Origin of the sequence: Cytobacillus oceanisediminis, from assembly GCF_007830235.1 — a bacterium.
GTDB classification, from domain to species: domain Bacteria; phylum Bacillota; class Bacilli; order Bacillales; family Cytobacillaceae; genus Cytobacillus; species Cytobacillus oceanisediminis.
In genome coordinates this window covers 129,829-154,505 of record NZ_VLKI01000008.1, presented here as the reverse complement: position 1 = coordinate 154,505, position 24,677 = coordinate 129,829, and the positions used below count along the sequence as shown (strand labels likewise).

General features: G+C 40.6%; 26 protein-coding genes and 1 riboswitch. Of the genes, 18 read left to right on the top strand and 8 right to left on the bottom strand.

The genetic code is table 11. The annotated features are described in order from the left end of the window. Positions 1-277: 277 nt before the first annotated feature. Both IQ19_RS14980 and IQ19_RS14975 read left to right on the top strand, forming a co-directional pair. On the top strand, positions 278-589 hold the full coding sequence (locus IQ19_RS14980; RefSeq protein ID WP_144543186.1) for a metal-sulfur cluster assembly factor: 312 nt from the start codon (positions 278-280) through the stop codon (positions 587-589). Between the two features lie 133 nt (positions 590-722). Then, entirely contained in the window at positions 723-977 is a 255-nt protein-coding gene (locus tag IQ19_RS14975; protein ID WP_144543185.1) for a hypothetical protein, read from the top strand. 55 nt (positions 978-1,032) lie between these two features. Here the strand turns inward: IQ19_RS14975 and IQ19_RS14970 are convergent, their stop codons facing one another. After that, positions 1,033-1,335: a hypothetical protein gene (locus tag IQ19_RS14970; protein WP_144543184.1), complete on the bottom strand. Its 303-nt coding sequence runs from the start codon at positions 1,333-1,335 to the stop codon at positions 1,033-1,035. A 349-nt stretch (positions 1,336-1,684) separates the two neighbouring features. Between IQ19_RS14970 and IQ19_RS14965 the strand changes: the two genes are divergently transcribed. The 11 genes from IQ19_RS14965 to IQ19_RS14915 all read left to right on the top strand — a co-directional run bounded on the left by IQ19_RS14965 (position 1,685) and on the right by IQ19_RS14915 (position 12,136). Next, a complete protein-coding gene (locus IQ19_RS14965; RefSeq protein ID WP_144543183.1) occupies positions 1,685-2,212 on the top strand; it encodes an NfeD family protein in 528 nt (175 codons plus the stop codon). 11 nt (positions 2,213-2,223) lie between these two features. Further along, positions 2,224-3,759 (top strand): flotillin family protein, encoded by a 1,536-nt coding sequence (locus IQ19_RS14960; RefSeq protein ID WP_144543182.1) that lies wholly within the window; start codon positions 2,224-2,226, stop codon positions 3,757-3,759. A 195-nt stretch (positions 3,760-3,954) separates the two neighbouring features. Then, positions 3,955-4,062 (top strand): YjcZ family sporulation protein, encoded by a 108-nt coding sequence (locus tag IQ19_RS14955; RefSeq protein WP_110067459.1) that lies wholly within the window; start codon positions 3,955-3,957, stop codon positions 4,060-4,062. A 46-nt stretch (positions 4,063-4,108) separates the two neighbouring features. After that, complete coding sequence (locus IQ19_RS14950) at positions 4,109-4,234, top strand: YjcZ family sporulation protein (RefSeq protein ID WP_144543181.1); 126 nt, start codon at positions 4,109-4,111, stop codon at positions 4,232-4,234. A 258-nt stretch (positions 4,235-4,492) separates the two neighbouring features. Further along, positions 4,493-4,693: a hypothetical protein gene (locus IQ19_RS14945; RefSeq protein WP_144543180.1), complete on the top strand. Its 201-nt coding sequence runs from the start codon at positions 4,493-4,495 to the stop codon at positions 4,691-4,693. 344 nt (positions 4,694-5,037) lie between these two features. Beyond that, positions 5,038-6,813, top strand: a complete 1,776-nt coding sequence (abc-f, locus tag IQ19_RS14940) for a ribosomal protection-like ABC-F family protein (RefSeq protein ID WP_144543179.1) — start codon at positions 5,038-5,040, stop codon at positions 6,811-6,813. Between the two features lie 684 nt (positions 6,814-7,497). Then, complete coding sequence (locus IQ19_RS14935) at positions 7,498-8,034, top strand: RNA polymerase sigma factor (protein ID WP_144543178.1); 537 nt, start codon at positions 7,498-7,500, stop codon at positions 8,032-8,034. After that, complete coding sequence (locus IQ19_RS14930; protein WP_144543177.1) at positions 8,009-8,623, top strand: hypothetical protein; 615 nt, start codon at positions 8,009-8,011, stop codon at positions 8,621-8,623. Before IQ19_RS14935 ends, IQ19_RS14930 begins: the two co-directional genes overlap by 26 nt. A 305-nt stretch (positions 8,624-8,928) precedes the next feature. Beyond that, positions 8,929-10,224, top strand: coding sequence for an ABC transporter substrate-binding protein (locus IQ19_RS14925; protein ID WP_144543176.1), 1,296 nt, complete (start codon positions 8,929-8,931; stop codon positions 10,222-10,224). 62 nt (positions 10,225-10,286) lie between these two features. Continuing rightward, entirely contained in the window at positions 10,287-11,270 is a 984-nt protein-coding gene (locus IQ19_RS14920) for a carbohydrate ABC transporter permease (RefSeq protein WP_144543175.1), read from the top strand. Continuing rightward, complete coding sequence (locus tag IQ19_RS14915; RefSeq protein ID WP_144543174.1) at positions 11,267-12,136, top strand: carbohydrate ABC transporter permease; 870 nt, start codon at positions 11,267-11,269, stop codon at positions 12,134-12,136. The genes IQ19_RS14920 and IQ19_RS14915 overlap by 4 nt, the downstream gene beginning before the upstream one ends. A 34-nt stretch (positions 12,137-12,170) precedes the next feature. On the opposite strand, the gene IQ19_RS14910 is transcribed toward IQ19_RS14915, so the two are convergent. From IQ19_RS14910 to IQ19_RS14880, 7 genes are all read right to left on the bottom strand, one after another. Continuing rightward, positions 12,171-12,920, bottom strand: a complete 750-nt coding sequence (locus IQ19_RS14910; RefSeq protein ID WP_242021012.1) for a hypothetical protein — start codon at positions 12,918-12,920, stop codon at positions 12,171-12,173. A gap of 344 nt (positions 12,921-13,264) precedes the next feature. After that, positions 13,265-14,038 (bottom strand): TatD family hydrolase, encoded by a 774-nt coding sequence (locus tag IQ19_RS14905; RefSeq protein WP_144543172.1) that lies wholly within the window; start codon positions 14,036-14,038, stop codon positions 13,265-13,267. Between the two features lie 11 nt (positions 14,039-14,049). Beyond that, positions 14,050-14,784 carry an ABC transporter ATP-binding protein gene (locus IQ19_RS14900; RefSeq protein WP_144543171.1) on the bottom strand — a complete coding sequence of 245 codons (735 nt, stop codon included), beginning with the start codon at positions 14,782-14,784 and terminating at the stop codon, positions 14,050-14,052. Then, entirely contained in the window at positions 14,781-15,548 is a 768-nt protein-coding gene (locus tag IQ19_RS14895) for an ABC transporter permease (protein WP_144543170.1), read from the bottom strand. Before IQ19_RS14895 ends, IQ19_RS14900 begins: the two co-directional genes overlap by 4 nt. Then, positions 15,545-15,838: a thiamine-binding protein gene (locus IQ19_RS14890; protein WP_144543169.1), complete on the bottom strand. Its 294-nt coding sequence runs from the start codon at positions 15,836-15,838 to the stop codon at positions 15,545-15,547. The genes IQ19_RS14895 and IQ19_RS14890 overlap by 4 nt, the downstream gene beginning before the upstream one ends. 14 nt (positions 15,839-15,852) lie before the next feature. After that, entirely contained in the window at positions 15,853-16,854 is a 1,002-nt protein-coding gene (locus tag IQ19_RS14885) for an ABC transporter substrate-binding protein (RefSeq protein WP_144543258.1), read from the bottom strand. A 125-nt stretch (positions 16,855-16,979) separates the two neighbouring features. Continuing rightward, positions 16,980-17,089: riboswitch (TPP riboswitch) on the bottom strand. A 498-nt stretch (positions 17,090-17,587) separates the two neighbouring features. Then, positions 17,588-18,001 (bottom strand): YkvA family protein, encoded by a 414-nt coding sequence (locus IQ19_RS14880; protein ID WP_144543168.1) that lies wholly within the window; start codon positions 17,999-18,001, stop codon positions 17,588-17,590. 148 nt (positions 18,002-18,149) lie between these two features. On the opposite strand from IQ19_RS14880, the gene IQ19_RS14875 reads away from it, so the two are divergent. The 5 genes from IQ19_RS14875 to treC all read left to right on the top strand — a co-directional run bounded on the left by IQ19_RS14875 (position 18,150) and on the right by treC (position 24,569). Then, entirely contained in the window at positions 18,150-18,860 is a 711-nt protein-coding gene (locus tag IQ19_RS14875) for an NAD-dependent deacylase (protein WP_144543167.1), read from the top strand. A gap of 128 nt (positions 18,861-18,988) precedes the next feature. Next, positions 18,989-19,174, top strand: coding sequence for a twin-arginine translocase TatA/TatE family subunit (gene tatA / locus IQ19_RS14870; RefSeq protein WP_026582264.1), 186 nt, complete (start codon positions 18,989-18,991; stop codon positions 19,172-19,174). 506 nt (positions 19,175-19,680) lie between these two features. Next, the gene (gene treP / locus IQ19_RS14865) at positions 19,681-21,087 is read left to right on the top strand and encodes a PTS system trehalose-specific EIIBC component (protein WP_144543166.1); all 1,407 of its coding nucleotides are present in this window, start codon (positions 19,681-19,683) and stop codon (positions 21,085-21,087) included. An 86-nt stretch (positions 21,088-21,173) separates the two neighbouring features. Continuing rightward, entirely contained in the window at positions 21,174-22,847 is a 1,674-nt protein-coding gene (locus tag IQ19_RS14860; protein WP_144543165.1) for a glycoside hydrolase family 13 protein, read from the top strand. Between the two features lie 36 nt (positions 22,848-22,883). Continuing rightward, positions 22,884-24,569 carry an alpha,alpha-phosphotrehalase gene (gene treC, locus IQ19_RS14855; RefSeq protein ID WP_144543164.1) on the top strand — a complete coding sequence of 562 codons (1,686 nt, stop codon included), beginning with the start codon at positions 22,884-22,886 and terminating at the stop codon, positions 24,567-24,569. Positions 24,570-24,677: the final 108 nt, after the last annotated feature.

The following is a 24,677-nucleotide window of genomic DNA, read 5'->3' as shown; positions in this document are numbered from 1 at the left end:
AAATTAGAGTAATACGTAATTAAAAAATTTTACCCGCAAATAAATCAGCGAATCAAAGCTTACCGCACATAAACTGTAAATTAGTTTAATAGAATGGTGAAATGGACCTCAAAATGATGCGTAAGTATCTTAGAAATGCAAAATAAAAAAAATCTCACAAAAAAGGCGAAAAAGCAGCTTTTCCGCCAGCAGTGTGATGCCTCTCACTACGAAACGCCTCTGTAGTTCCTATAATGAGAATAAATCTCATTAATAATACAAATGGAGGTATTAAAGTATGAGCTCTCAGCTTAAAGATAAGGTTTTCGAAGCATTGGAAGAGGTCATCGACCCTGAGCTTGGAATAGATATTGTTAACCTGGGTTTGATCTATGAAGTAAACATTGAGGAAGATAAAGCGCAGATTGTTATGACGATGACTTCCATGGGCTGTCCGCTGGCTGGGCAAATCATGGCAGGGGTAAAAGCAAGTATCCTGGAAAATGTAGAAGAAATCAAGACTGTTAATGTGGATATTGTTTGGAGTCCGCCTTGGACGAAAGAAAGAATGTCCCGGTACGCGCAGCTTGCTTTAGGAGTTCATATTTAATGAACCAAATGGGAAGAAGGGAGATCCTTTCTTCCTTTTTTATTTAATCGGGACAAAAACCCATTCCCATTTTTTAAAAATGCATATGATTTAGTAGGTATTCCTATTAGCTATTAAATGAGGAGGAAAATAAATGAATAATATGCCATCAGAATTTGGTCATACCGACCAAAGAATTAGGCCATTCGGTTTTGGCAGGCCATTTGGTTTTGGTAGACCATTCGGTTTTGGCAGGCCATTTGGTTTCGGTTTTGGAGGACCATTCTTTGGAGGGTTGTTAGGAGGGTTAGCCCTTGGTGCTTTGGCTACCCCATTTTTCTATCCACCATATCCGTATTACTATCCGCCGTATCCGTATTACTATCCTTATGGTGGATATTACTATTAAAATGTATAAAAAGCTCTGTCCCATATAAGGGACAGAGCTTTTTTAATAAGAGAATTTATTCCCATTCCTCATATACGATAATTCCGCCCGTCAAATCCAGTGTATTTCTTTCCCCTTTGTAAAAAAGCTTTCCTTCTTCTTTTACAACCAGATTTTCATATGTAAATACGCTTTTTCCAGAAGGAAGCTGAATGACGATTTTCTGTCCAAGATCTTTCTTTGGCGCTTCAATGGTTATAAGACTTTGAGAATAAAAATAAAGTGCTGTAAAGAGTGCGATTAAACTGCCCAATAGGATAATTGACACCAGCATAAATTTGCTTTTTGGTTTTTCCAAGTGTAGTTCAGTCCTTGTCATATTTCCTATCCCTCCGCTAACTAAGTATATTTCTCTATTCCACCATTTCTCGGCACTTAATCCTAAAAAAATGGTTTTTTCTCCCTGAATAAGGTATGCAGAAGGAGGCTTGAAAATGACAAAAATGGGCTGAAAGATAGACAAGCTATTTAAGATACTTTGAAACTAGCTTTCAAATTTGGAAATTATTTGCGGAAAACGAAACATTTTTAGGCTATCGCCCGTATATAAATTATTCCAGTAATAGGATTAACAGGAAAAGGGGGATAACATCTTTAAAGACAGGCAGAGAAATAGCGTATAGTGGCGGTTTGCCAGCAAAAAAACATATGGATAAGGATGCTTGCCTATGGAATTATTCGGATTGCCTATTCAAACAATTTATCTCTACACACTTATTTTTTCAGGAATTTTAATTATTTTGTATATCTTTTTTGGCGATTTGGCAGAGGGGCTTGGTGATGCAGCAAGCTTTTTAAATCCGGTGCTGGTCCTAGCTTTTATCACTTTTACTTCAGCTGCAGGTTATATTTTGGAATTGCAGACTCCCCTTAATAGCCTGGTTATTCTTTTAATAGGAATCGCGGTTGCTTTGATTTTGGACACACTGCTTAATGTTTTCGTCCTGGTTCCTTTGTCTTCTGCTGAAGAATCCCTTGTCTATACGGAGGAATCATTAAGGGGAAGGATAGGGATTGTTTTAATTCCCATACCACAAGACGGTTTTGGCGAAGTGATGATTGAGAATATTAGCGGAAGGATATCGAAGCCGGCTGAAAGCTATGAAAATACTTTCATTGCAGAAGGAAAAAAAGTGCTGATTGTCGATGTGAATAATGGAGTCATTCAAGTTATGGACATGAACAATTATAAATAGGGGGAAACAAAATGCTAATGGTGTGGATCGTAGTCGGTATTGCAGCTTTTTTATTGATAGCATTGTTGGGTGTTTTTATTACAAAGTACCGGACAGCTGGACCGGATGAAGCTTTAATCGTAACGGGCAGCTACTTGGGCAGCAAAAATGTCCATATTGATGAATCAGGTAACAAAATAAAAATAATCAGAGGAGGAGGAGCCTTTGTCCTGCCTGTATTCCAGCAGGCAGAGCCATTAAGTCTGCTTTCAAGCAAACTGGAGGTTACTACTCCGGAAGTATATACCGAGCAGGGGGTTCCGGTCATGGCTGACGGTACTGCGATTATAAAAATAGGCGGAAGCATCGGAGAAATTGCCACTGCCGCCGAACAATTCCTCGGCAAGTCAAAAGAAGACCGTGAGAATGAAGCAAAGGAAGTCCTCGAAGGCCATTTAAGATCTATTCTTGGTTCTATGACAGTAGAAGAAATATACAAAAATCGCGATAAATTTTCCCAGGAGGTCCAGAGGGTTGCTTCACAGGATTTGGCCAAAATGGGTCTGATTATCGTTTCTTTTACTATTAAGGATGTTCGCGATAAAAATGGCTACCTGGATTCACTTGGAAGGCCAAGAATTGCCCAGGTAAAACGGGATGCCGATATTGCAACTGCAGAAGCAGAAAAAGAAACCCGGATTAAACGGGCTGAAGCGGATAAAGATGCCAAAAAGGCCGAGCTTGAAAGAGCAACTGAAATAGCAGAAGCAGAGAAAGAAAATCAAATGAAAATGGCTGACTATAGAAGGGACCAGGACATCGCCAAAGCTCGTGCCGACCAGGCGTATGATCTGGAGACTGCCCGTGCCAAGCAGGAAGTAACTGAGCATGAAATGCAAATCCGCATCATTGAGCGCCAAAAGCAAATTGAGCTTGAAGAAAAAGAAATTTTAAGAAGAGAAAGACAGTATGATTCAGAAGTAAAGAAAAAGGCTGATGCAGACCGATACGCAGTTGAACAGGCAGCCGAGGCAGAAAAGAAGAAACAAATTGCAGAAGCAGATGCCAACCAATATCGGATCGAGTCGCAGGCCCGTGCTGAAGCTGAACGGGTAAGGGCAGATGGTTTGGCAAAAGCAGATTCCCAGCGTGCACAAGGTGAAACTGATGCAGAAATCATCCGCCTCAAAGGTCTTGCGGAAGCGGAAGCCAAACGGAAAATTGCAGAAGCATTCGAACAGTATGGACAGGCGGCCATTATGGACATGGTCATCAAAATGCTTCCTGAATATGCGAAACAGCTGGCGAGCCCATTATCTAATATTGATAAAATTACGGTCGTTGATACGGGCAGCGACGGAAAAAATGGCGGTGCCAATAAGGTAACCGGCTATGCCACCAATCTGATGTCCACCATGCAGGAAAGCCTAAAAGCTTCATCAGGAATAGATGTGAAGGAACTCCTGCAGAACTTTTCAGGCAAAGGGAACGTCCGCCAAAGCCTTGATCAACTGACAGAAGAATTAAAAGATAATAAACAAGGGTCAGCCCTAAACAACCGAAACTAAAACAGCCAAAGAAAATAATGAAAATGCCTATTTTTTTCTAAATAAATAGGATGAAAATGCTGTTATATCAAGAAAAAATTAGAAGCCTTCCCTGGGGAGGCTTTTTTTTGTCGGGTAAAACTGTGTATTCGTCTATGGCACAAATTGGGTGAATTGAATAGGATATATTGAATCAAACAAAGGAGGTAATTGACTATGTCAGACGGATGCGGATACGGCGGAGGTTTCGCCCTTCTAGTTGTATTGTTTATTTTACTAATCATCATCGGTGCTTCTTGGGGTTACGGTGGCTACGGATACTAAAAAATAACAGCAGAAAGTTCTTCCCAGTAAAGGAGGGGATTCTATCATGTACGGCTACGGATATGGATGTGGCTACCCTGTAGGCGGGGTTGGATACGGCGGCGGTTTTGCTCTAATCGTTGTTCTATTCATCTTGCTTATCATCGTCGGTGCTGCTTGCTTTAAGTTTTAATAGAGTAAAAGAAAAGCAGGGGGAGTCCTGCTTTTCTTTTATTTAGGGTTACATATTTTGGGGCTGGTGCATAATAGTAGAAAGCCTGTGGGGAACGGAGCAGTTTGCAGGTAAATGTATATATGAACCTGCGCACAAAATGGGGAGACCCCGCGTATAAGTACCTCTAAAAAATTCTTGCCAACTATTCATCTGTGTTTCCAATCACCCCAATTGGGGAAATGAATAACATCAAATTCAAATGGGAGGTTGGCTGAAATGGCTGAATTTAAAACACAGGATAGGGAAAATACGATGCGAGAGATTTATTCTATATTGGAAGGCGGACTCCAGCGGGAGATGCATCAAAAGGAGTATAAGCTTGTCTCTGAATGGGTGAGCGGTTTCAATCAGGAAGACCGCACAACGATCTTAAATATGCTTAAAGAACTGACCAACAAACATATCCGTATTGATTAATTCAAGCTGGCAGCTGGAGGTCACAGAGGCCCAATCTGCAAAAAGTCTATTGACAAAAATAGCCACTGGATTCTATACTACAATCAAATAAGTTTGAAAGGGTGATTTAGGGGCATGAAGTTCTAATCTTATTTTTTCTGGTATCTTTTTATATTTTAAAAAGCTTTACCCGGAGAACATAGGATTAGTGTGCCCTTTTTTAATCACCCTTTTATCGGTATCTATAAGGGATAGCCATTTATGGTTATTGGCGGATTAATGTTTATTTAGGCGCGGTTTTTTATGTTTTGTACCATTCTAAAGATGGGTGCACGATCCTCTTCGGGAATCGGGGAGGTTTTTTTATGGGTAAAAATAAGCATTTAAGCACCAAGCAGCAAAATAGAAATATGCCGGTTCTTAAGGCTAGAGAGATACAAAAATCGTTTGCGGATAAAATGGTTTTTTCCAATCTTCAATTTGATATCTTCCAACAAGATCGCATCGGTCTTGTTGGATTGAATGGAACCGGGAAAACAACCTTGGCAAATATTTTATTTGGGAGCATTCAGGCTGATACAGGGATAATCGAGCGGATGAAGGAGCCGTTCAGGATTGGATATCTTCATCAGTCAGCGGATTATTATGTCAGTGATTTTCAGGACTTTAACAATAGCCTTGATGAAGAGATACTTCATCAGGCAAGCAAACTGGGATTGGCAAATATCCAGGAGTGGAAGCAAGAAAGGCTGGGTTCGTTAAGCGGCGGGGAAAGACTAAAGCTGTCTCTTGCGAAGGTTTGGTCTTCCAAACCGGATATGCTAATTTTGGATGAGCCGACCAACCACCTGGATTTACAGGGGATAGAATGGCTTATTAACGAAATCAGCAAATTCAGTGGGCCTGTTCTGATGATTTCCCATGACCGCCATTTTCTTGATGAGGCAGCTCAGAAAATCTTTGAACTGCAGAATGGCAATCTTTCGATCTATATTGGAAATTACACTTCATACCGGGAACAAAAAGAAAAAAACTATGAAGCTCAGCTCCATCAATATAACGTACAACAAAGGGATATCGAGCGGATCGAAAACCAAATGGCCAATTTGAAAAAATGGTCAGAAAAAGCCCATCGGGAATCCACTAAAGGCGCCAGTCCTTCTGAAAATAGGCAAATGGGCTTTAAAGAATATCACCGTGTAAAAGCAAAAAAGATGGATCAGCAGGTCAAGTCAAAAATGAAAAGACTTCAGCAGGAGCTGGAAAAAAATAAGGTCGAAAAACCGGATGAAGAGGCAAGAGTACATTTTCAGTTTGATGCTTCTGGAAAAAGGGGGAAGAGAATTATTGAAGCCAAAGACCTTTCAAAAATATTTGATGACAGGGTTCTCTTTAAGGAAAGCCATTTTTATATAAAGCACGGTGAAAAAATCGGCATTCTTGGAAGAAATGGGGCAGGCAAGACCACTTTTATCCGTATGCTGCTAAATGATATACCTGCATCTGGCGGAGAGCTTTGGAAAAGCGCCTCCTTGAAAATTGCCTATTTAAGCCAGGATGTCAGCGACCTGCCCTTAGAAAAGAATGCGATGGAAGCACTTAATCTCACAGATCGGGAAACCATATTCAGGGCAAGGACACTTTTAGCTAATCTGGGATTGAATGGAGCGAAGTTAAGGCAGCTGATTGAGCAGCTAAGCATGGGAGAGCGCATAAGAATCAAGCTCACAGATATGCTTTTGAAAGACTATGATGTCCTCATTTTAGATGAACCGACCAATCATTTGGATTTGCCGAGCAGGGAACAGTTTGAGAAAACGCTTAAAGATTTTACAGGTACGCTAATCATTATTTCGCATGATTTATATTTTTTGGAACAGCTAAGCAATGGATTGCTTGTCTTTGAAAAAAATAAAATAATCAGGTATGAAATGGGGCTAAAGGAATTTCGAGCAAATTCAAAGAAATCTCAATCGGGAAATAATGCAGATGCCAGGAAACAACAAATCATGGTCATCGATAATCGAATCGCCGCCATTTTGGGAGAGCTGAGTCTCCATTCACCAGAGGACAGAAAATATGCTGAATTGGATCAAGAGTTCAAGGAATTATTAAAAGAAAAGAAAAAACTATTACAATAAGAAAAAGCAGACCCAAATGAAGCCGGGTCTGCTTTTTTTCAATAAAATTATTTTCCTTTACTGCCGTTATTGTTTCTTTTTCTTGTTTATCCAAATATTTCTATACTCTATCTTTCGTGTTTCGTTGCCGTAATCATCGGTTGCTTTCACTTCAATTTCTGCACCAGAAAAAAATTACAGTCTCAAAGTTTCAACTATAACAGACCTTCTCCGGGAGAAAAGGACCATTAAAAAAAACAGAAGGAAATGATGAAAATGCTTGGAAAAAATAAGGAAAAGGAGGGAGGCAGTATTTTTATCGAATGGTAAAATAAATAAAAAGAGGGGTTATCCAGGCAGTTCAGCCAACCTTCCTGCTTTGGAGCAAAACCATTTATATGCCAAAATATAGGTAGATTTACAGTGTGACTTTCACAGTGTTTTTTCATTTTAGATGACATTTGGAATGTTACAGGCCAATCATCATTATTTGTGTATTTAGACAAATTTGAAATAACAGATCAAAATTAAGAAATAGGACAAATGGTTACTTTTTGCCTTTTTATTCAAATATACAATAGGGCAGCAACTGCTGCAATTTTGTCTGAGAAAACATAAACTAAGAGCTTCTTCTTTAAAAAGCAGCGAAATAGTGTTTCTTTTTTTCATCTGATTCGTCTAATAATATGCGAGGGGGCGCCACGAATGGAGAAAATATCTGCTGAAGCATTTGAAGATATGTACAACGAATATAGCGATCGAATTTATGGATATATATTTCTTCTCGTAAACGATAAAGAGGTTGCAGAAGATTTGACCCAGGACACATTTATTAAAGCCTATAAATATATGAGTCAATTTAATGGGGAATCTCAAATCTTTACATGGCTTGTACGGATATCTAGAAATGTTGCCATTGATTATTTGCGAAAGAAAAACAGGTTTAGATTTTTTTCCATTGAGAAATTCCAATTGCCTTCTGATGAAGATACTCCCACGGAAATTATTATTAAGGGAGAAAAAGTAAGTCTCTTATATGAAGCGATCCGTCATTTGAAATTAAGCTATCAAGAAGTGCTGATTTTAAGAAAAATAAAGGAGTTTTCCATTAAGGAAACGGCAGAAATTTTGAATTGGAATGAGAATAAAGTAAAGATCACCACTTCAAGAGCACTCGCCGCGTTAAAAAAAGAACTGGAGAAAAGGGGGGAGATCTATGAAGAACTCATCCGGACTCGATAATTCCTTCCATGAATTAAACCGGATTCCACGCCCGCAAAAACAAAAACAGGAGAGCTTTCGGAAAATTATCAATGAAATAGAACGGAAACCGGTTCTGGAGAGAAACATCTTCCCGCGCTTTCTAACTGCCGCCGCTGCATTGGCTGCCTGTGTGCTTTTCGCATTCATCATTTATTCTGAGGATCATATGAACCGCGGCAGCAATGGCGCAGACATGATTGAAATAGGCAATAGTATTATCACCCAGACTGCAATTTCTTTATCGGAATCTGAGAAGACCTTTTCGGCAGAACGGAATGATTCAGCCAAATCTGCGATCGTACAAGATGAAAAATGGGAAAAAGCAGCCCGAAATGCTATTGATTCTGGACAGCCTGCAGATGTAGTTTTCTCATCTGAACCGCTTTATGATGTACAAATCATGTTAAAAGGCAAAGAACCGATCAAACTTAAAATCTGGGATGAGCAAGGCGAAGTATTTTTCAGCCCAATGGCTAGCGAAGAGGTGTACAAAGTTTCTTCTGAAGAAAGCGCCCTTTTCCTGGAATACTTAAAAGCCATATCTAAAAGTATTCAAAAGACTCCTTAAACTGACTCCAAAATGGAGTCTTTTTTTTACTCAAAATCCTATATCTTTACAATTTCCGAGGAAATTTTCAAAAAAGTGTTTTAAACCTAAATGTCCAGGGTACTTCTTATCATAGTTGATAAATATTTTTTTGCTGGCCAGATTTACTCCTTTGCGCGAAGGTTAAGGCAGTTTCTTATAATTAAGGCTATGTTAAAGCTTATTTCTTGATTTTAGCACTATGCTGATTGGAGCAGAAATCAGCAGACAAGCTTAACAGAGACCTATTAAAAAGAAGATAAATTATTTACTTTAGGGGGAGTATCATGAAAAAAGGAATTATCTTTATTATTTCTGCAATCCTGCTTTTAGGCACTTTGGCAGGATGCTCTGGGGAAGAGAGTGCACAGGCCGAAAAAACAAAAGACGGCAAGGTGGTTGTCGATTTTTGGACATTTTGGGGTTCAGAAACAAGAAGGCCTATCATCGAAAAGATTATAGAGGATTTTAACCAGTCCCAGGATGAGGTTTTTGTTAAGCATACTTATTTGCCTTGGGGCGATATTTGGACAAAGAACCTTGCATCCGTTGCTGCAGGAAATCCGGCCGATGTTATTATCAATGACATTAATTCAGTGGCACAACGTGCAGAAAACGAGCAGGTTGAAGATTTAAGCAATTATATGGATGACTCATTTAAAGACCAGTTCTATCCGCATTTATGGGAAACAGTCATGTATGAGGACAAGCCTTACGCTGTTCCATTTAACACAGATACGAGATTGCTATTTTATAATAAAGACGCATTTAAAGAAGCGGGGCTTGATCCTGAAAATCCGCCTGCAACGTGGGCAGAGCTTGAGGAATATGCTGAAAAGCTTGATATTAAAGACGGCAGCCGCTATGAACGTGTAGGCTTTTATCCCCTTTGGGGCAGCATTGGTGCTGCAAGCTGGATGACAAGTGCGGACGGCGGAAAAGGATTTATTAAAGATGGAGAATTATATATCAATACTCCTGAAAAGAAAGAAGCTCTTGAATGGCTTCTAGGCTGGAAGGAACGGCTTGGTGAAAAAAACGTCCAATCCTTCGAAGCTGAGTTTGGCAGTGAACAATCAAATCCGTTCATCGCAGGCAAAGTAGCGATGTGGATCGATGTCGGTACTTTCTATACGCAAATCCGTGATTATGGGAAAGATATGAATTTCGGCGTTGCTCCGATTCCAGCTTATGAAGAAGGGTCAGGCAACTGGAGCGATGGCGGCGGTTTCGTGGCTGAAGTTCCAAAAGGCGCCAAGCATCCTGAGGAAGCAATGAAATTTATTGAGTATTTAACAGGTCCGGAAGCACAGAAGTACTGGGCAATGGAAAACTATGATAACGTCGCAAACATAGAAGCGGCAGAAGCTGCGGTGGAAGAGCTTCAAGGTGATGATAAATATGTTTATGAAGCTGCCGTGAAAAACCTTGAACAAACACAATTGTTCCCGGTTCCGGTTGAGTATCCGGATTATCAAAGCCGGATCAATCCGCATATAGACAATGTGCTGTTAGGGAAAACAACACCTGAAAAAGCCCTTAAGGAAGCAGAAAAAGATGTAGAAAAACTGAAAAGAAAGTAAAGGAAAGAGAGAAGGGAGCGTCCTTCTCTCTTTAAAATACAACAAAAAGAGGGTGTATGGGGTTGAAATCTTATGATACAACGATAGCACGCCGCGGGACGGACATTGCAGGCGAAAAAGAGAAAAAGAAAACTGCCGGCAAGCGGCTGTCCCGCCAAACAAGGGAGAATATTTTTGGCTATCTATTCATCAGTCCGTGGATTATTGGTTTCTTGGGACTTACACTTGGCCCGCTTTTATTTTCTTTATTTGCAAGTTTTACAGACTATAATATTACTTCAAAAATGAATTTTATCGGCCTTGATAATTTTAAAAGAATGTTTACCATTGATGACCTTTTTAAAACTTCTTTATGGAATACTCTTTATTACGTGTTATTTTCTGTTCCGCTGACAACTGCTGGAGCCATCTTCCTGTCAGTTCTATTAAATCAGAAGATAAAAGGGATGAAATTTTTCCGTACGCTTTATTATTTGCCGGCAATCCTTTCAGGTGTAGCGGTTTATTTTCTGTGGATGCAGCTGTTAAGCCCTTCGACAGGACTTGTAAATACTTTTCTTGGATGGTTTGGCATTGAAGGTCCAGCCTGGCTGTTCGATCCGGAATGGACGAAGCCTGCATTGCTCCTGATGAAAATGTGGAGTGTTGGAGGAGGGATGCTACTCTACCTTGCAAGTTTACAGGGAGTGTCTTCCTCCATGTATGAAGCTGCCGAACTTGATGGGGCAGGTGCCATGCAAAAATTCTTTTATATTACACTGCCAATGATTTCACCAATCATCTTTTTTGATGTGCTGACAAGTACGATTGGTTCGTTCCAAATCTTTCAGGAAGCTTACGTTATGACGGAAAACGGAAGCGGTGGACCAGGGAACTCATTATTATTTTATAATCTTCATATGTGGAATAATGCATTTGAAGTATTTGACATGGGATATGCATCCGCGATGGCATGGCTTCTCTTTATAGTAGTCATGATTCTGACCGTAATCAATATGAAGCTGGGCAAAAAATGGGTACATTATGAGGGGGGAGACAATAAATGAAAACGGCTTCCGCACCAAAGTTTTATGAAACGAAAAAGTTTAAAGAGAAAGTCAAGCAGACTATTGTTTTCACCGTATTATTAGCAGGAAGTGTTCTGATCCTATCGCCGCTATGGTGGATGATTTCAACATCCTTAAAATCTCCCGCCGAGATTGCCCAGTATCCGCCTGCTTTTATACCAAGTGAATTTCATTTCTCTAATTATGTGGAAGCCTGGAAGACAGCTCCGTTTACACGCTGGGCAATGAATACTTTCTTTATTGCTTTTTTCGGAATGGTTGGCAGTGTGCTTGTTAACTCATTAGTTGCTTATGCGTTTGCAAAAATCCGTTTTAAAGGAAGAAATTCGTTATTTATGGTTGTATTGTCAACGATGCTGATTCCCGGTTTTGTAACGATGGTTCCGCAGTATATCTTATTTTCCAAGCTTGGCTGGGTAAATACGTATTTGCCCCTAATCGTACCTGCCTTTTTGGGAAGCGCTTTTTTCATTTTCTTATTGCGCCAATTTATGATGACTATTCCAAATGAACTGATTGAAGCGGCTGTACTCGATGGTGCAAACCATCTTCAAATCTGGTGGCATATCATGCTTCCGCTTACGAAGCCTGCCCTCATAACAGTGGCTATTTTCTCTTTCAACGGAGCATGGAATGACCTGCTCGGACCATTATTGTATTTAAATGATGAAAGCTTATACACCCTGCAAATCGGTCTTCAAACTTTCAAAGGTACAGTACAGACACAATGGCATTACTTGATGGCCATGTCAGTTATGGTGCTGCTTCCTGTAGTGCTGTTATTCTTTTTCTTCCAAAAGCACTTTATTGAAGGTTCGAACATAGCATCAGGAACCAAGGGTTAAAAAAATCGGCTAAGCTGCTGCTTAGCCGACTTTTTTATTGTATTGGGCAGTAAGTCCTCCATTCTCCTTGAACGCAAACCTTGTGGCGTGGAACATAGCAATCAGCCGTAAAAACATCTGCATTCAAACCGCTTGCAGCCACCTGGGAAGAGACAGCAGCCTCAGATTCCATATCTGCTGGAGCAAAGGAATAACCGCCGCGCCATTCATATTTTGTACAGTAGTAGCAGAGTTCGCCTGCTGCTCTAATTTCATCAGAAGAGACCTCTCTGGTTTTTGATGCCTCCTCGAGCATCTGTTTCTTTTTCACTTCCACTTTAGCGAGATACTCTTGAAACTTGCTATTTTCGGAAACATCTATTTTGCTTTCCTCACCTGTCCGCAGGTCTTTTACATAGAAAGCCTGATCGCTTATAAGCCTGCTATAGTCAACAAGGCGTGCTTTCAATCCGCTACCATCGAAGTCGTATGAAAAGGATAAAAGGGAGGAGAAATTTACTATTGCATCTTCATTCAGGAAAAACTCTTTTGAATTATATTCCATTTCATATTGGACAGCCCACCCATACTGGGTTCCACTCTCATCAATAAGAGGCTTTGGCTGCATGGGAGCATCCGTTAGGAAGTAAGATTTAAATTCCTTATACTCATCAGCCTTCTTTACTGCCTTAATGAATTCTTTTTCACTCAAATCTCCAGCACCGCTTTTAGGCTGTGCAAATACATTTCCAGAGAAAGCTAGTAAAATAGTCAATAGCAAGAAAATATACTTTTTCAAATTCATACCCCCTAAAAGTATCGTCCAATATAAGATTAACCTAAATTTCCAATATTAGGAATGGTGCGAAGTGATTATATTCATTTAGTGTATTGTGACTATTCTGATATTTGGAGAGCCAAGAGTATGATCGGCAGTAAGAACGCAAGTGGAAAAAGAAATGCTGCTAATGAGGCCGAATGAACAATAACTCGGTTAAGGGAAAGAAGCGGTTTCAAAGAGTGCGATTTAAGCAAGATCTCTATTAAATATGGATGAAGAACATTAAAACGGCCATTTGGGTATCAAATGGCCGTTTAGTCCAAAAATAAGCAGCTTCAAAGTTCCTAATAAAAGCCGGTTTAATAAAATCATATATTATAGAAGCTTCTGGTGTTTTGGTATAGCAGTCTATAAACACTTTCTAATGGCTTTTTTTTTATATCAGCCAAGTTTTTGATAGCATGATTCATCATCGCAGGATGGGTAGGCTGGCCTTTGAATGGCCCTTTGAAGGGCCATGGCCCATCAGTTTCTGCCATCATCTTATCCAGTGGATAATAACGGACAAGATCCTGAATTTCCTTTTCATAGACGATATCTGGAGTAAAGGATATGAAATACCCGTTGGAAATTAGCCTTCTGACAGTTGCATGGTCACCCTTAAACCAATGAAAGTGCGCCTTTTGGACAGAATGCTTTTCCAATAGATTGCATACAATCGGTGCATCATTATATACAGCGTGAAGGGCAATGGGCTTTTCCCATCTTTTAGCCAATTTAATAAATTCTTCGAGAAGAACTATATAACCTTCAATCTGAAAGGCACTGTCAGCTTGCTTTCTCCTTAAATAGTATGGCAGCCCGACTTCTCCCACAGCCGTCATCTGATCTTTATGAGCTTCCATCCAGGAAAAGAGTTCTGAAAGCTCCTGATCGTTTGGCAAATCTTGTTCAGGATGAAAACCATAGGCAGGCTTTATATTAGGGTATTCGTTAGAGAGCGCAAGATTCCGTTTACTGGACTCCAAATCATACGAAACCGTAATGACTGATAGCTGAAAAGAGGAATCTTTAAAGATTTCTTTTATTTCTTCATCGCTATATTTATCAAGATGAATATGGGCATCAATTAATTTATCCAAAATATTCACCTCTATTGATTTTTTAAGGCAGTATGTATTTCTTTTTTGCATGCCAGGAATTTTTCTTCGAGCAGGAGCTCTCCTTCTCTAGGCCGGGAAAAGGGCACTTTAAATTCTTCAACCACTTTAGCGGGCTTGCTGCTGAGAATGAGTATACGGTCAGAAAGATATATCGCTTCTTCTATATTATGTGTTACAAATAGGATGGTCGGCTTATGTTCACTCCATATGTCAAGCAGCCATTTTTGCATATCATGGCGGGTCAGTTCATCCAAAGCAGAAAAAGGTTCATCCAGCAGGATGACTGGCTGCGGGCTTAAGAGTGCCCGAATAAAAGCAGCCCTTTGTTTCATCCCGCCTGAAAGCTCATGTGGATAGGCATTTTCATAGTCTGTGAGTCCTGCTATATGAAGCATTTCCCTGGCTGTCTCAGGATCTGCCTTCCCTTTAAGCTCCTGGCCGAGCAGGACGTTCTGGAGAATCGTTCTCCATGGCATTAAGGAAGGTGTTTGAGGCATATAGCTGATAGATCCCCGTTTGCCGTTGATTTTCTCTCCGCTCAGCTGAATGGTGCCATCATCAGGCCGAAGCAAACCGCCAATCAGGTTAAATATAGTGCTTTTCCCGCTGCCGGATGGACCGAGGATCGAGACAAATTCGCCTTCGTTTATATGAAAGCTCAGATTGCTTAAAACCAGGTTTGAATCAAAGCTTTTCGTTAAATGCTCGAGGGATAACTGTATCATTTTTTAACACTCTCCTGTGTTTTCCATTTTACCAGCAAGCGCTCTGCCAATAGAATAGCTCCAAAAAACAGCAAGCTAAGCACCATGATGGCAAAGATGGCTACGAATACACGGTCCGTCCGAAAAGACGAGGAGGCGAGTGTCATATACACGCCTATACCTGCCTTTGCGCCTAGCCACTCAGATATAACAGCTCCCATTACACTGTAAGTTGCAGAGATTTTCAGGCCGGAAAATAAAGAAGGAAGTGAATATGGAAGTTCCAACTTCCAAAACAGCTGTCCCTTGCTTGCTCCTGCCATAAGCATATAGTGCTTAAGTTCTCGGGGTGTTTGCCTAAAACCATCCAAAGCGGCAACAGTAATCGGGAAAAAGCAAACCAATGTGATGACAACCAGTTTCGGAAGAATGCCAAATCCAAACCACACAACCAGCAAAGGGGCCAAAACAATGATGGGTACATTTTGCGATAGGATGAGAAGCGGGTAAATCGACTCCCTTAAAAAAGGCAATAAGTGCAGCAATACGGCTGTAAGCAAGCCGATTCCCGTACCAATCGCAAACCCCAGTAAAGAAAGCGTGACAGTGGATTGAAGATGAAGGTGAAAGCCGCCCCATCCGGCAATCCCTTCCTGAAAAATATCAGTCGGCGGCGGCAGCAGCCATGCAGGGATTTCAGCCAGCATGACTGCCAGCTCCCACACAATGAATAAAAGGAGGAGAACCGCAGCCGGTCTCCATCCTTTCATTAGAACATTTTTCATGGACGGTATTTCTCCGTTAAATCATTCATTTCAATTCCAGTTGGCTGATAAAGGATCTTTACCTGTGAGATAACATTCCTGCTTCCTATTTCAATCATTTTGGTATTCATATCTGCGATGATTTTCAATAAATGCTCCAGATCGCCTTCCATCGTGGTTTCCAGGGGATGAACTTCATATTTAACCCCGGCTTCCTGTATGACGCTGATGGCTTCGTCAACATATGGGATAACATTTTCCCCATTTTTTGTTTTCGGTATGATTTGTATGCTTACAAGTGCGTTTGCCATTTCTTTAAATCTCCTTATTCCGGCAGGAACTCATTAGTAAAAGCTTTGCCGGCATCTAATTCTTTATCTAAAAGGCCATTTTCATTCATCCACTCTGCATAGTTTTCCCAGACTTCAAGCTTTTGCTCACCCCATTTGGCTGCATCGTCCTTATAACGGGGGGAAAGCCATTCCTGGCTCTTTTTAACCAGGTCACTGTCAAGGTCTGGAGCGTTCTCGAGAAGGATATCAGCTGCTTCGCCAGGGTTCTCGATCGCATATTCATAGCCTTTTGATGCCGCTTTGACAAAAGCTTTTACGGTATCCGGATTATCTTTTATCATTTTCTCATTGGTTGCCAATACAGGTGTGTAATAGTCCAGTTTTTCCGAGTAGTCAGTCAGATAGACCATATTAATTTTTTCCCCGCGAAGCTCTGCTTCTACACCTGTCCAGCCATAATAAATCCATGCAAAGTCTATATCTCTTTTAACCGCTGTAAAAAAGTCGGCATCCCCCATGTTGACAAAAGACACTTTCTCAACATCGGCATCTTCTGTTTTCATCAGGGACTCGATAACTGATTTCTCAACTGGCGCTCCCCAGCCGCCATAGGTTTTCCCCTCAAAATCCTTTGGTGATTTAATATTTTTATCTGCAGGGGAAGCAAAGCCGGATGTATTATGCTGAATAACAGCAGCGATTGATACGAGCGGAACACCCTGTACCCGGGCTTCCGTAATGCTTTCCTGATAGCTGACGCCGAAATCCGCTTTACCTGATGCGGTCAGCTGGTCTGCACCTGCTTCTCCAGGCATAATAATTTCCACGTTAAGCCCTTCTTCTTCAAAATAGCCTTTGTCCTTCGCTGCGTATAAGCCTGTATGATTGGTATTTGGAGTCCAGTCCAGAACGACAGTGACTTTTTTTAGTTCTTCCTTGTCTGCATTTTCGCCTTCTTGCTTAGCTTCCTGCCCATTTCCGGCACAGCCTGCGAGCATCATGACAGAACAAACAGCTGCAATCCATTTTTTCATCATTAAACCTCCTGTAAGTCTTTATGTTGTGTTTTTTAAAAAAACCGGAAAGATAACTATAGCTTGCCCTGAAAAAATAAAAACGCCCCGGCATAAATACCAGAGCGCATATAAACAAACATTTTTATGTTTAAAGATATGTTCCCTACGCTGGTATGAGCCAGATCAGGTTCTAAGGGTCAACATCTTGTGGATGAAGTCTCAACCGCCTATACCGGTTCCCCTACATTTCTTGCTATTCAATTTTGGGCCAATATAATCCGAAAAAAAACCTAAATAAAGCGGCCTAATTTCAGGCTTCTATGACTTTCCTTCATCATTATAACAAAATGCATAAAAATGGACAGCAAAAAAGGTTGCGATGGGAAAATTCATCTTATGCCTGCTATTTTTGCATGGCCGATAAACAAATCAGTTCGGCCGATATATACTTCAAATTCGCCGTTATTCACCATCTGCTCTTTATCATAATGGTGCTAAAATATCCTGGTCGGTAAATCAAGCAGTTTGGCCGGTAATTTTCTCAAAACGGCCGGTATTTCTCAAATCTGCGGGTGCAGCAAAAGGCTGCGCACAAAAACGGTTACGACTTAAATTGGAAATCACCGTTTCGCAAAATAAACCTCCAGCACTTTGCAGGGGGTTTTTCTGTTATTAAAAAAACGTTGAATATCCGTTTCGAAGGTAAGTTTCGTCGCTTTATGTTTGTTCAGAAGGGAACTAATGCTTTCCCTTATTCTATTTCAATAGTTCGGCTTTCCTTCCAGATTTTAAATTTTTCTAGCTCCCCTGTAATTTGGCTTACAGCGAATCCAAGAACAGCTGCATCATCAATGATCCCCATTCCTGCTAAAAAGTCAGGTACAAGGTCTATAGGTGAAACAAAGTATAAAATCGAAGCAATAATAAAGAGGATTGATTTTTTTGAAATATGCCGGTAATCTCCTTTTGACCAGGTTTTAACCAAGTCAATCAGAAGCTGGAATTTTCCCCATATATTGCTTAATGAAGATTTATTTTGATTTGCTTTTGTTGTCGCCTTTCTTAGTAATCCACTTGTTTTTTCAGGATCTTCCGCATATCTCTTGGCCCTTGAAGAGAACCTTTTATAGCCTTCCCGGTAATCTTTTGTTTCCGTCTCTGGCATTGCACTCACTCCTATATTGAAAAATGGCGTAAACAGATATAATCTATTATTTACCGCATACATAGGAAGACATAAACATTTTATCCTTTAAAAGAAATGGAAATCGTTCTTTGAGTGGAAAAAACTATAAATCGGAGTTGATATATATATGCTTGGAAAATGGCTGAAAGAATCAAAGTATACCGTTATTTTAACTGGAGCAGGTATGTCTACGGAGAGCGGGCTGCCTGATTTCAGGTCTGCTGGTAATGGAATGTGGAATAAGAAGGATCCTGGGAAAATAGCCAGTACAGAAGCTTTAAATTATAATGTAAATGAGTTTATTGAATTTTACCGGCACAGGGTCACAGGCTTAAAAGAATGTAAGCCTCATAAAGGGCACTATATTCTCGCAAATTGGGAAAAAAGGGGCATTCTTCAAAGTATCATTACCCAGAATGTAGATGGATTCCATGGGCTGGCCGGCAGCCGCAATATTGCAGAGCTGCACGGCAACCTGCAAACACTGCATTGCCAGGTATGCAAAAAAGAATATCCGAGCGAGGAATATTTGCATGATCATTATGAGTGTACTTGCGGGGGTGTACTTCGCCCTTCAATCGTCCTATTTGGCGAAATGCTTCCAGATCAGGCACTGGATTTTGCTGCAGAAGAATCAGAGAAGGCTGAACTCTTTATTGTGCTTGGTTCATCCTTGACGGTTACCCCGGCCAACCAGTTCCCGCTAATAGCCAAACAAATTGGTGCAAAGCTTGTAATCGTTAATATGGAGCCTACGGATTTTGATATTTATGCGGATGAAGTTATCCATAACCGTAAGATTGGCGAGGTGCTAGAAGAGCTTGATAGAGTTTTCTGAAACTAAAAGTTAAACTCCAGCTATGCTTTTTTCATTCTTTCTACTATAATGGACAGTGAACATTGATTTTGGCTATTGTCTTTTTTCGAATATTCCTCTTGTGATTCGATATATAAGGAGTGTATAGAATGTTAACAAATATTGGTATTCCTGGTTTAATCCTCATATTGGTCCTGGCTCTTATTATCTTTGGGCCAAAGAAGCTGCCTGAAATAGGGAAAGCTTTCGGAGAGACCTTAAAGGAATTTAAAAAATCTACTCGTGAATTAACAAATGATGATGACGATGATAAAAAGAAAGAGCAGCTTAAATAAGATTGAAAGCCGGCTTTGCTGACCAATTTAGGTCTGCAAGCCGGCTTTTTTTATTTAGGCTCTGTTAAACTTGGCTGTTGATTTCCGCTCCTGGCGTTCGCTTTCCGCGGGCGGTCCGGGAGCCTTCTCAAGCATTAAGTCGGCGCGGTCTCCCTTTGACTCCCTTCTCCTGCTGGAGTCTCACGCATTCCGCTCCAATAAACAGGTGCCCATATCCACACAGAGATTTAACAAAGCCTTATTTTAAAGAGTTTTTCTAGATCTGGATGGGTATATAGCAGATGAAAGGTAACAGCAAAGAAAAAAAAGTTGACGAACATGTATATACAAGATAGAATGAAAGCGTAAACAGTTCATGTATATACAAGTTGATTTTCAATAGACAGGTTAACGACTTGCATTATCCAAGAGAAATGGATAGATATGTAAAGCTCGAGAACAATATAGAAGAACTTTACAGCTGTTTTTTCAAAAGAATGAAAACGGTAACAGGAGGAGAGAGAAGAATGAGTGCAAATAAACAGTCAGCTGAGGAAATAGTAGAAGCAATTGGCGGCAAAGAGAATATCGCAGCTGCCACTCATTGTGTTACACGGTTACGGTTTGCGTTAAAAGATGAAGGAAAAGTTGATAAGGAAAAGCTGGAAAATATAGATGTTGTAAAAGGCTCATTTTCCTCCAACGGACAATTCCAGGTTGTTATAGGACAGGGGCTTGTTGATAAAGTTTATAAAGAAATGACAGAAGCAACAGGTATTGGGGAATCTTCAAAAGAAGAAACAAAAAGTGCAGCTGCCGAGAACCTGAATCCATTGCAGCGCGGAATTAAAACGCTGGCGGATATCTTTATCCCAATTTTGCCTGCTATCGTAACAGCAGGTTTGTTAATGGGTATTAACAATATTATGACAGCGCCCGATATTTTCTTTGATGATGAATCGTTTGTTGAGGTTTATACGAACTGGGCTGATTTGGCGAGCATCATTAATTTGATTGCCAATACTGCTTTCGTATTCCTGCCAGGTTTGATTGGCTGGAGTGCGGTAAATCGATTTGGCGGAAGCCCGCTTTTAGGTATGGTATTAGGTTTAATGCTTGTCCACCCGGATCTTTTAAACGCATGGGGCTATGGTGCAGCAGAAGAAATTCCAAAATGGAATCTATTTGGACTTGAAGTAGAAAAGGTAGGCTATCAGGGCCAAGTGTTGCCAGTGTTATTTGCTTCATATGTCCTCGCTAAGATTGAAGTGTTTTTACGAAAAAGAATTCCGGATGGATTTCAGCTATTGACTGTTGCTCCAATCGCTTTATTGGTTACAGGTTTCCTATCATTCATTGCTATTGGACCAATTACTTTTACAATCGGAAGCTGGATTACGAATGGTGTTGTCGGAATCTTTGATGCCGTACCGGCTCTTGGCGGCCTTATATACGGCGGATTATACGCACCGCTTGTTATCACTGGGATGCACCATACATTCCTTGCGGTCGACTTGCAGTTAATTGGCAGTATCGGCGGTACATTTTTATGGCCAATGGTTGCCCTGTCCAATATCGCACAGGGATCAGCTGCTTTGGCAATGATGCTGTTAAGCAAAGGAAACGAAAAGTTAAAGGGTCTTGCACTGACTTCATCCATTTCAGCATACTTGGGTGTAACGGAACCAGCAATGTTCGGGGTTAACCTTCGCTTTAAATATCCGTTCTTCGCAGCAATTATTGGTTCTGCGATCGCCGGAATTTTTATCACCATCAATGGCGTTAAAGCACCATCGATCGGTGTAGGCGGATTGCCGGCATTCTTCTCCATTTTTGCGGAAAACTGGGGAGCTTTCTTCATTGGAATGGGAATTGCGCTGGTCGTACCGTTCGTTTTGACAATGATCTTTTCTAAATTTAAAAAAGCTGAATAACCTTTTGATACCATGGGATTGCTTGATTCCATGGTATCTCCATTTTTTTGTGAACGTAAAATTTATCTTTTATTGGAGGTTGCCAGATGAAGAAGGAATGGTGGAAAGAGAGTGTCATCTATCAAATCTATCCGCGGAGCTTCATGGATAGCAATGGCGATGGAATAGGAGATCTGCAGGGAATCATCTCCAGGCTTGATTACTTAAAGGAGCTTGGGATTGACGTTGTTTGGCTTTCGCCGGTTTATAAATCACCCAATGATGATAATGGCTATGATATTAGCGATTATCAGAGGATTATGAGTGAGTTTGGAACAATGGAAGATTGGGAAGAACTTCTTGACCAGATGCATAAGAGGGGCATTAAGCTTATTATGGATTTGGTTGTAAACCATAGTTCTGACGAGCATATATGGTTTGCTGAAGCCAGGAAATCGAAAGACAATCCATACAGGGATTACTACATATGGCGCGAAGGCCAGAACGGAGAAGAGCCGAATAACTGGGGCAGCAATTTTGGCGGCTCGGCCTGGGAGCTTGATAAAAATACCGGCGAATACTATTTGCATCTATTTTCGAAAAAGCAGCCGGATTTGAATTGGGAAAATCCTAAACTAAGGAACGAAATCTATGACATGATGACATGGTGGCTTGAAAAAGGCATTGATGGATTCAGAATGGATGTCATCAACTTCATTTCCAAAGTGGACGGCCTGCCTAATGATAAACCAAAGCCTGGCAAGAAATTTGCTTCAGGCAGCAAGTATTACCGTAATAGACCAAGAATCCACGAATATTTGCAGGAAATGAATGAAAAAGCTTTATCCAATTATGATGTGATGACTGTGGGTGAAATGCCGGGTGTTACGCCCGAATTGGCCAGGCAGTATACAGGCGAAGACCGGAACGAATTAAATATGGTCTTCCAATTTGAACATGTCAGCCTCGATAACGGGCCAAATGGCAAATGGGATTTTAAGCCTCTTGATTTGAGGGATTTAAAGACCAATCTTACCAAATGGCAAAATGAACTGGATGAGGTTGGCTGGAACAGTCTTTATTTTAATAACCATGATCAGCCGCGCTCCGTTTCAAGATTCGGCAATGACAGCAAGTACCGTGAAAAGTCTGCTAAGATGCTTGCAACGGTGCTTCATATGATGAAGGGGACTCCCTATATTTATCAGGGTGAGGAAATCGGCATGACAAATGTCCGGTTTGAAAGCATTGATGATTACAAAGATATTGAAACTCTCAATTTTTATAAAGAAGCGCTCAATGATGGCTGGTCTAAACAGGAGGCCTTGGAAAGCATATATGCAAAAGGGCGTGACAACGCTCGAACACCGATGCAATGGGATTCGTCTGAGCATGGCGGATTTACTGAAGGCACTCCCTGGATAAAAGTGAATCCAAATTATAAAAATATAAATGCAGCACAGGCGCTGAAAGATCCAGACTCTGTTTTTTATTATTACAAAAAACTTATTGAACTCAGAAAGCAATATGACATCATTGTGTACGGCAAATATAACTTAATCCTGGAGGACCATCCGGAAGTTTATGTATATACAAGATCCCTTGGCGAACAGACACTTCTTATTTTATGCAATTTCTATGATGGGACACCTGAAGTTGACATCCCAGCAGGATTTCTGGAAAGCGAGCATACGGTGCTGATTGGGAATTATGAAGGTTTGCAGGGAAGCGGAAAGATTAGCCTGCGGCCATATGAAGCACAGGTACTACTTTTTAAATAAGAAGAGATAAAAAATACTAAAACAGGTGTGATTCAAATGAAACAACCATGGTGGAAAAAAGCAGTTGTATATCAAATTTATCCGAAAAGTTTTAACGATACGACAGGCAATGGCGTGGGGGATATTCCCGGCATTATTGCCAAACTGGATTATTTAAAGGAATTGGGTGTTGACGTCGTTTGGCTTACACCGATTTATAAGTCTCCGCAGCGTGATAATGGCTATGATATTAGCGACTATTTCAACATCCATGAAGAATATGGAACGATGGAAGACTTCGATAAGCTCCTGGAAGAGGCACATAACCGCGATATTAAAATAATTATGGACATTGTTGTGAACCACACTTCAACAGAGCATGAATGGTTCCAGGAAGCAAAAAAATCAAAGGACAATCCATACAGGGATTTTTATATTTGGAAGGATCCAAACGTGGATGGACGTGAACCGACAAATTGGGAATCCAAATTCGGCGGAAATGCATGGGAGTATGATGAAACAACAGGGCAATACTACTTGCATCTCTTTGATGTCACCCAGGCTGATTTAAATTGGGAAAATGAGGAGCTGCGATGCAAAGTCTATGACATGATGAAGTTTTGGTTTGAAAAAGGGGTGGATGGTTTCAGGCTTGATGTCATCAACCTGGTCTCCAAGGATCAGCGTTTTCCTGATGATGACGGGACTATTCCGCCAGGCGATGGCAGAAGATATTATACAGATGGACCGCGTGCCCATGAATTCATGCACGAAATGAACCAGAAAGTATTCTCAAAGTATGACAGTATGACGGTTGGCGAAATGTCCTCTACAACAATCGACCATTGCATCAAATATTCAAATCCTGAGCGAGAAGAATTAAGTATGACATTCAATTTCCATCATTTAAAAGTAGATTATCCAAATGGCGAGAAATGGGCTTTGGCCGACTTTGATTTCGGAGCATTGAAACAGATTTTGTCCAAGTGGCAGACTGAAATGCATAAAGGAGGCGGATGGAATGCGCTTTTCTGGTGCAACCATGACCAGCCCCGTGTTGTTTCAAGATATGGGGATGATCAAAAATATCATCGTGAATCGGCAAAAATGCTTGCTGCAACCATTCACATGATGAAGGGAACTCCTTACATTTTTCAGGGAGAAGAGTTTGGCATGACCAACCCTGGCTTTGACAGCATTGATGAGTACCGGGATGTTGAGTCACTGAACATCTATAAAATCCTGAGGGAGAAAGGGGAGTCCGAACGCGAAATCATCGAGATTTTAAAAAGTAAATCCCGTGATAACTCCCGTACGCCTGTCCAATGGAATGCAACGGAAAATGCTGGTTTTACTGAAGGAACGCCGTGGATAAAAGTAGCTTCCAATTACACGGAAATCAATGCAGAAAATGCATTAAAAGACCAGGATTCTGTTTTTTATCATTATAAAAAGCTGATTCAGCTCCGCAAGCAATATGACATAATCACTTACGGTGATTATGAATTGATCTCCGAAGAACACCCGGAGGTATTTGCCTATATACGTAACGGAGAAAATGAAAAGCTTCTTGTCGTAAATAACTTTTACGGTAAAGCAACATCATTTACATTGCCCTCTGCAGTTGATTTAAAAGGATACCAATCGGAACTATTGCTGTCCAATTACGAGGGTTCACCTTCTGCAGCAAAAGAGATCAAATTGCGTCCATATGAATCAGTTATTTACCATTTGAAAAAATAAATAAGAAAAAATCCTCCCGCAGCCTAGTCTGCCAGGAGGATTTTTTGTTTTCAAAAGGCATTTATCAACGAAATTTTTAATATATCAACGAAAAAGGTGCTTTTACCA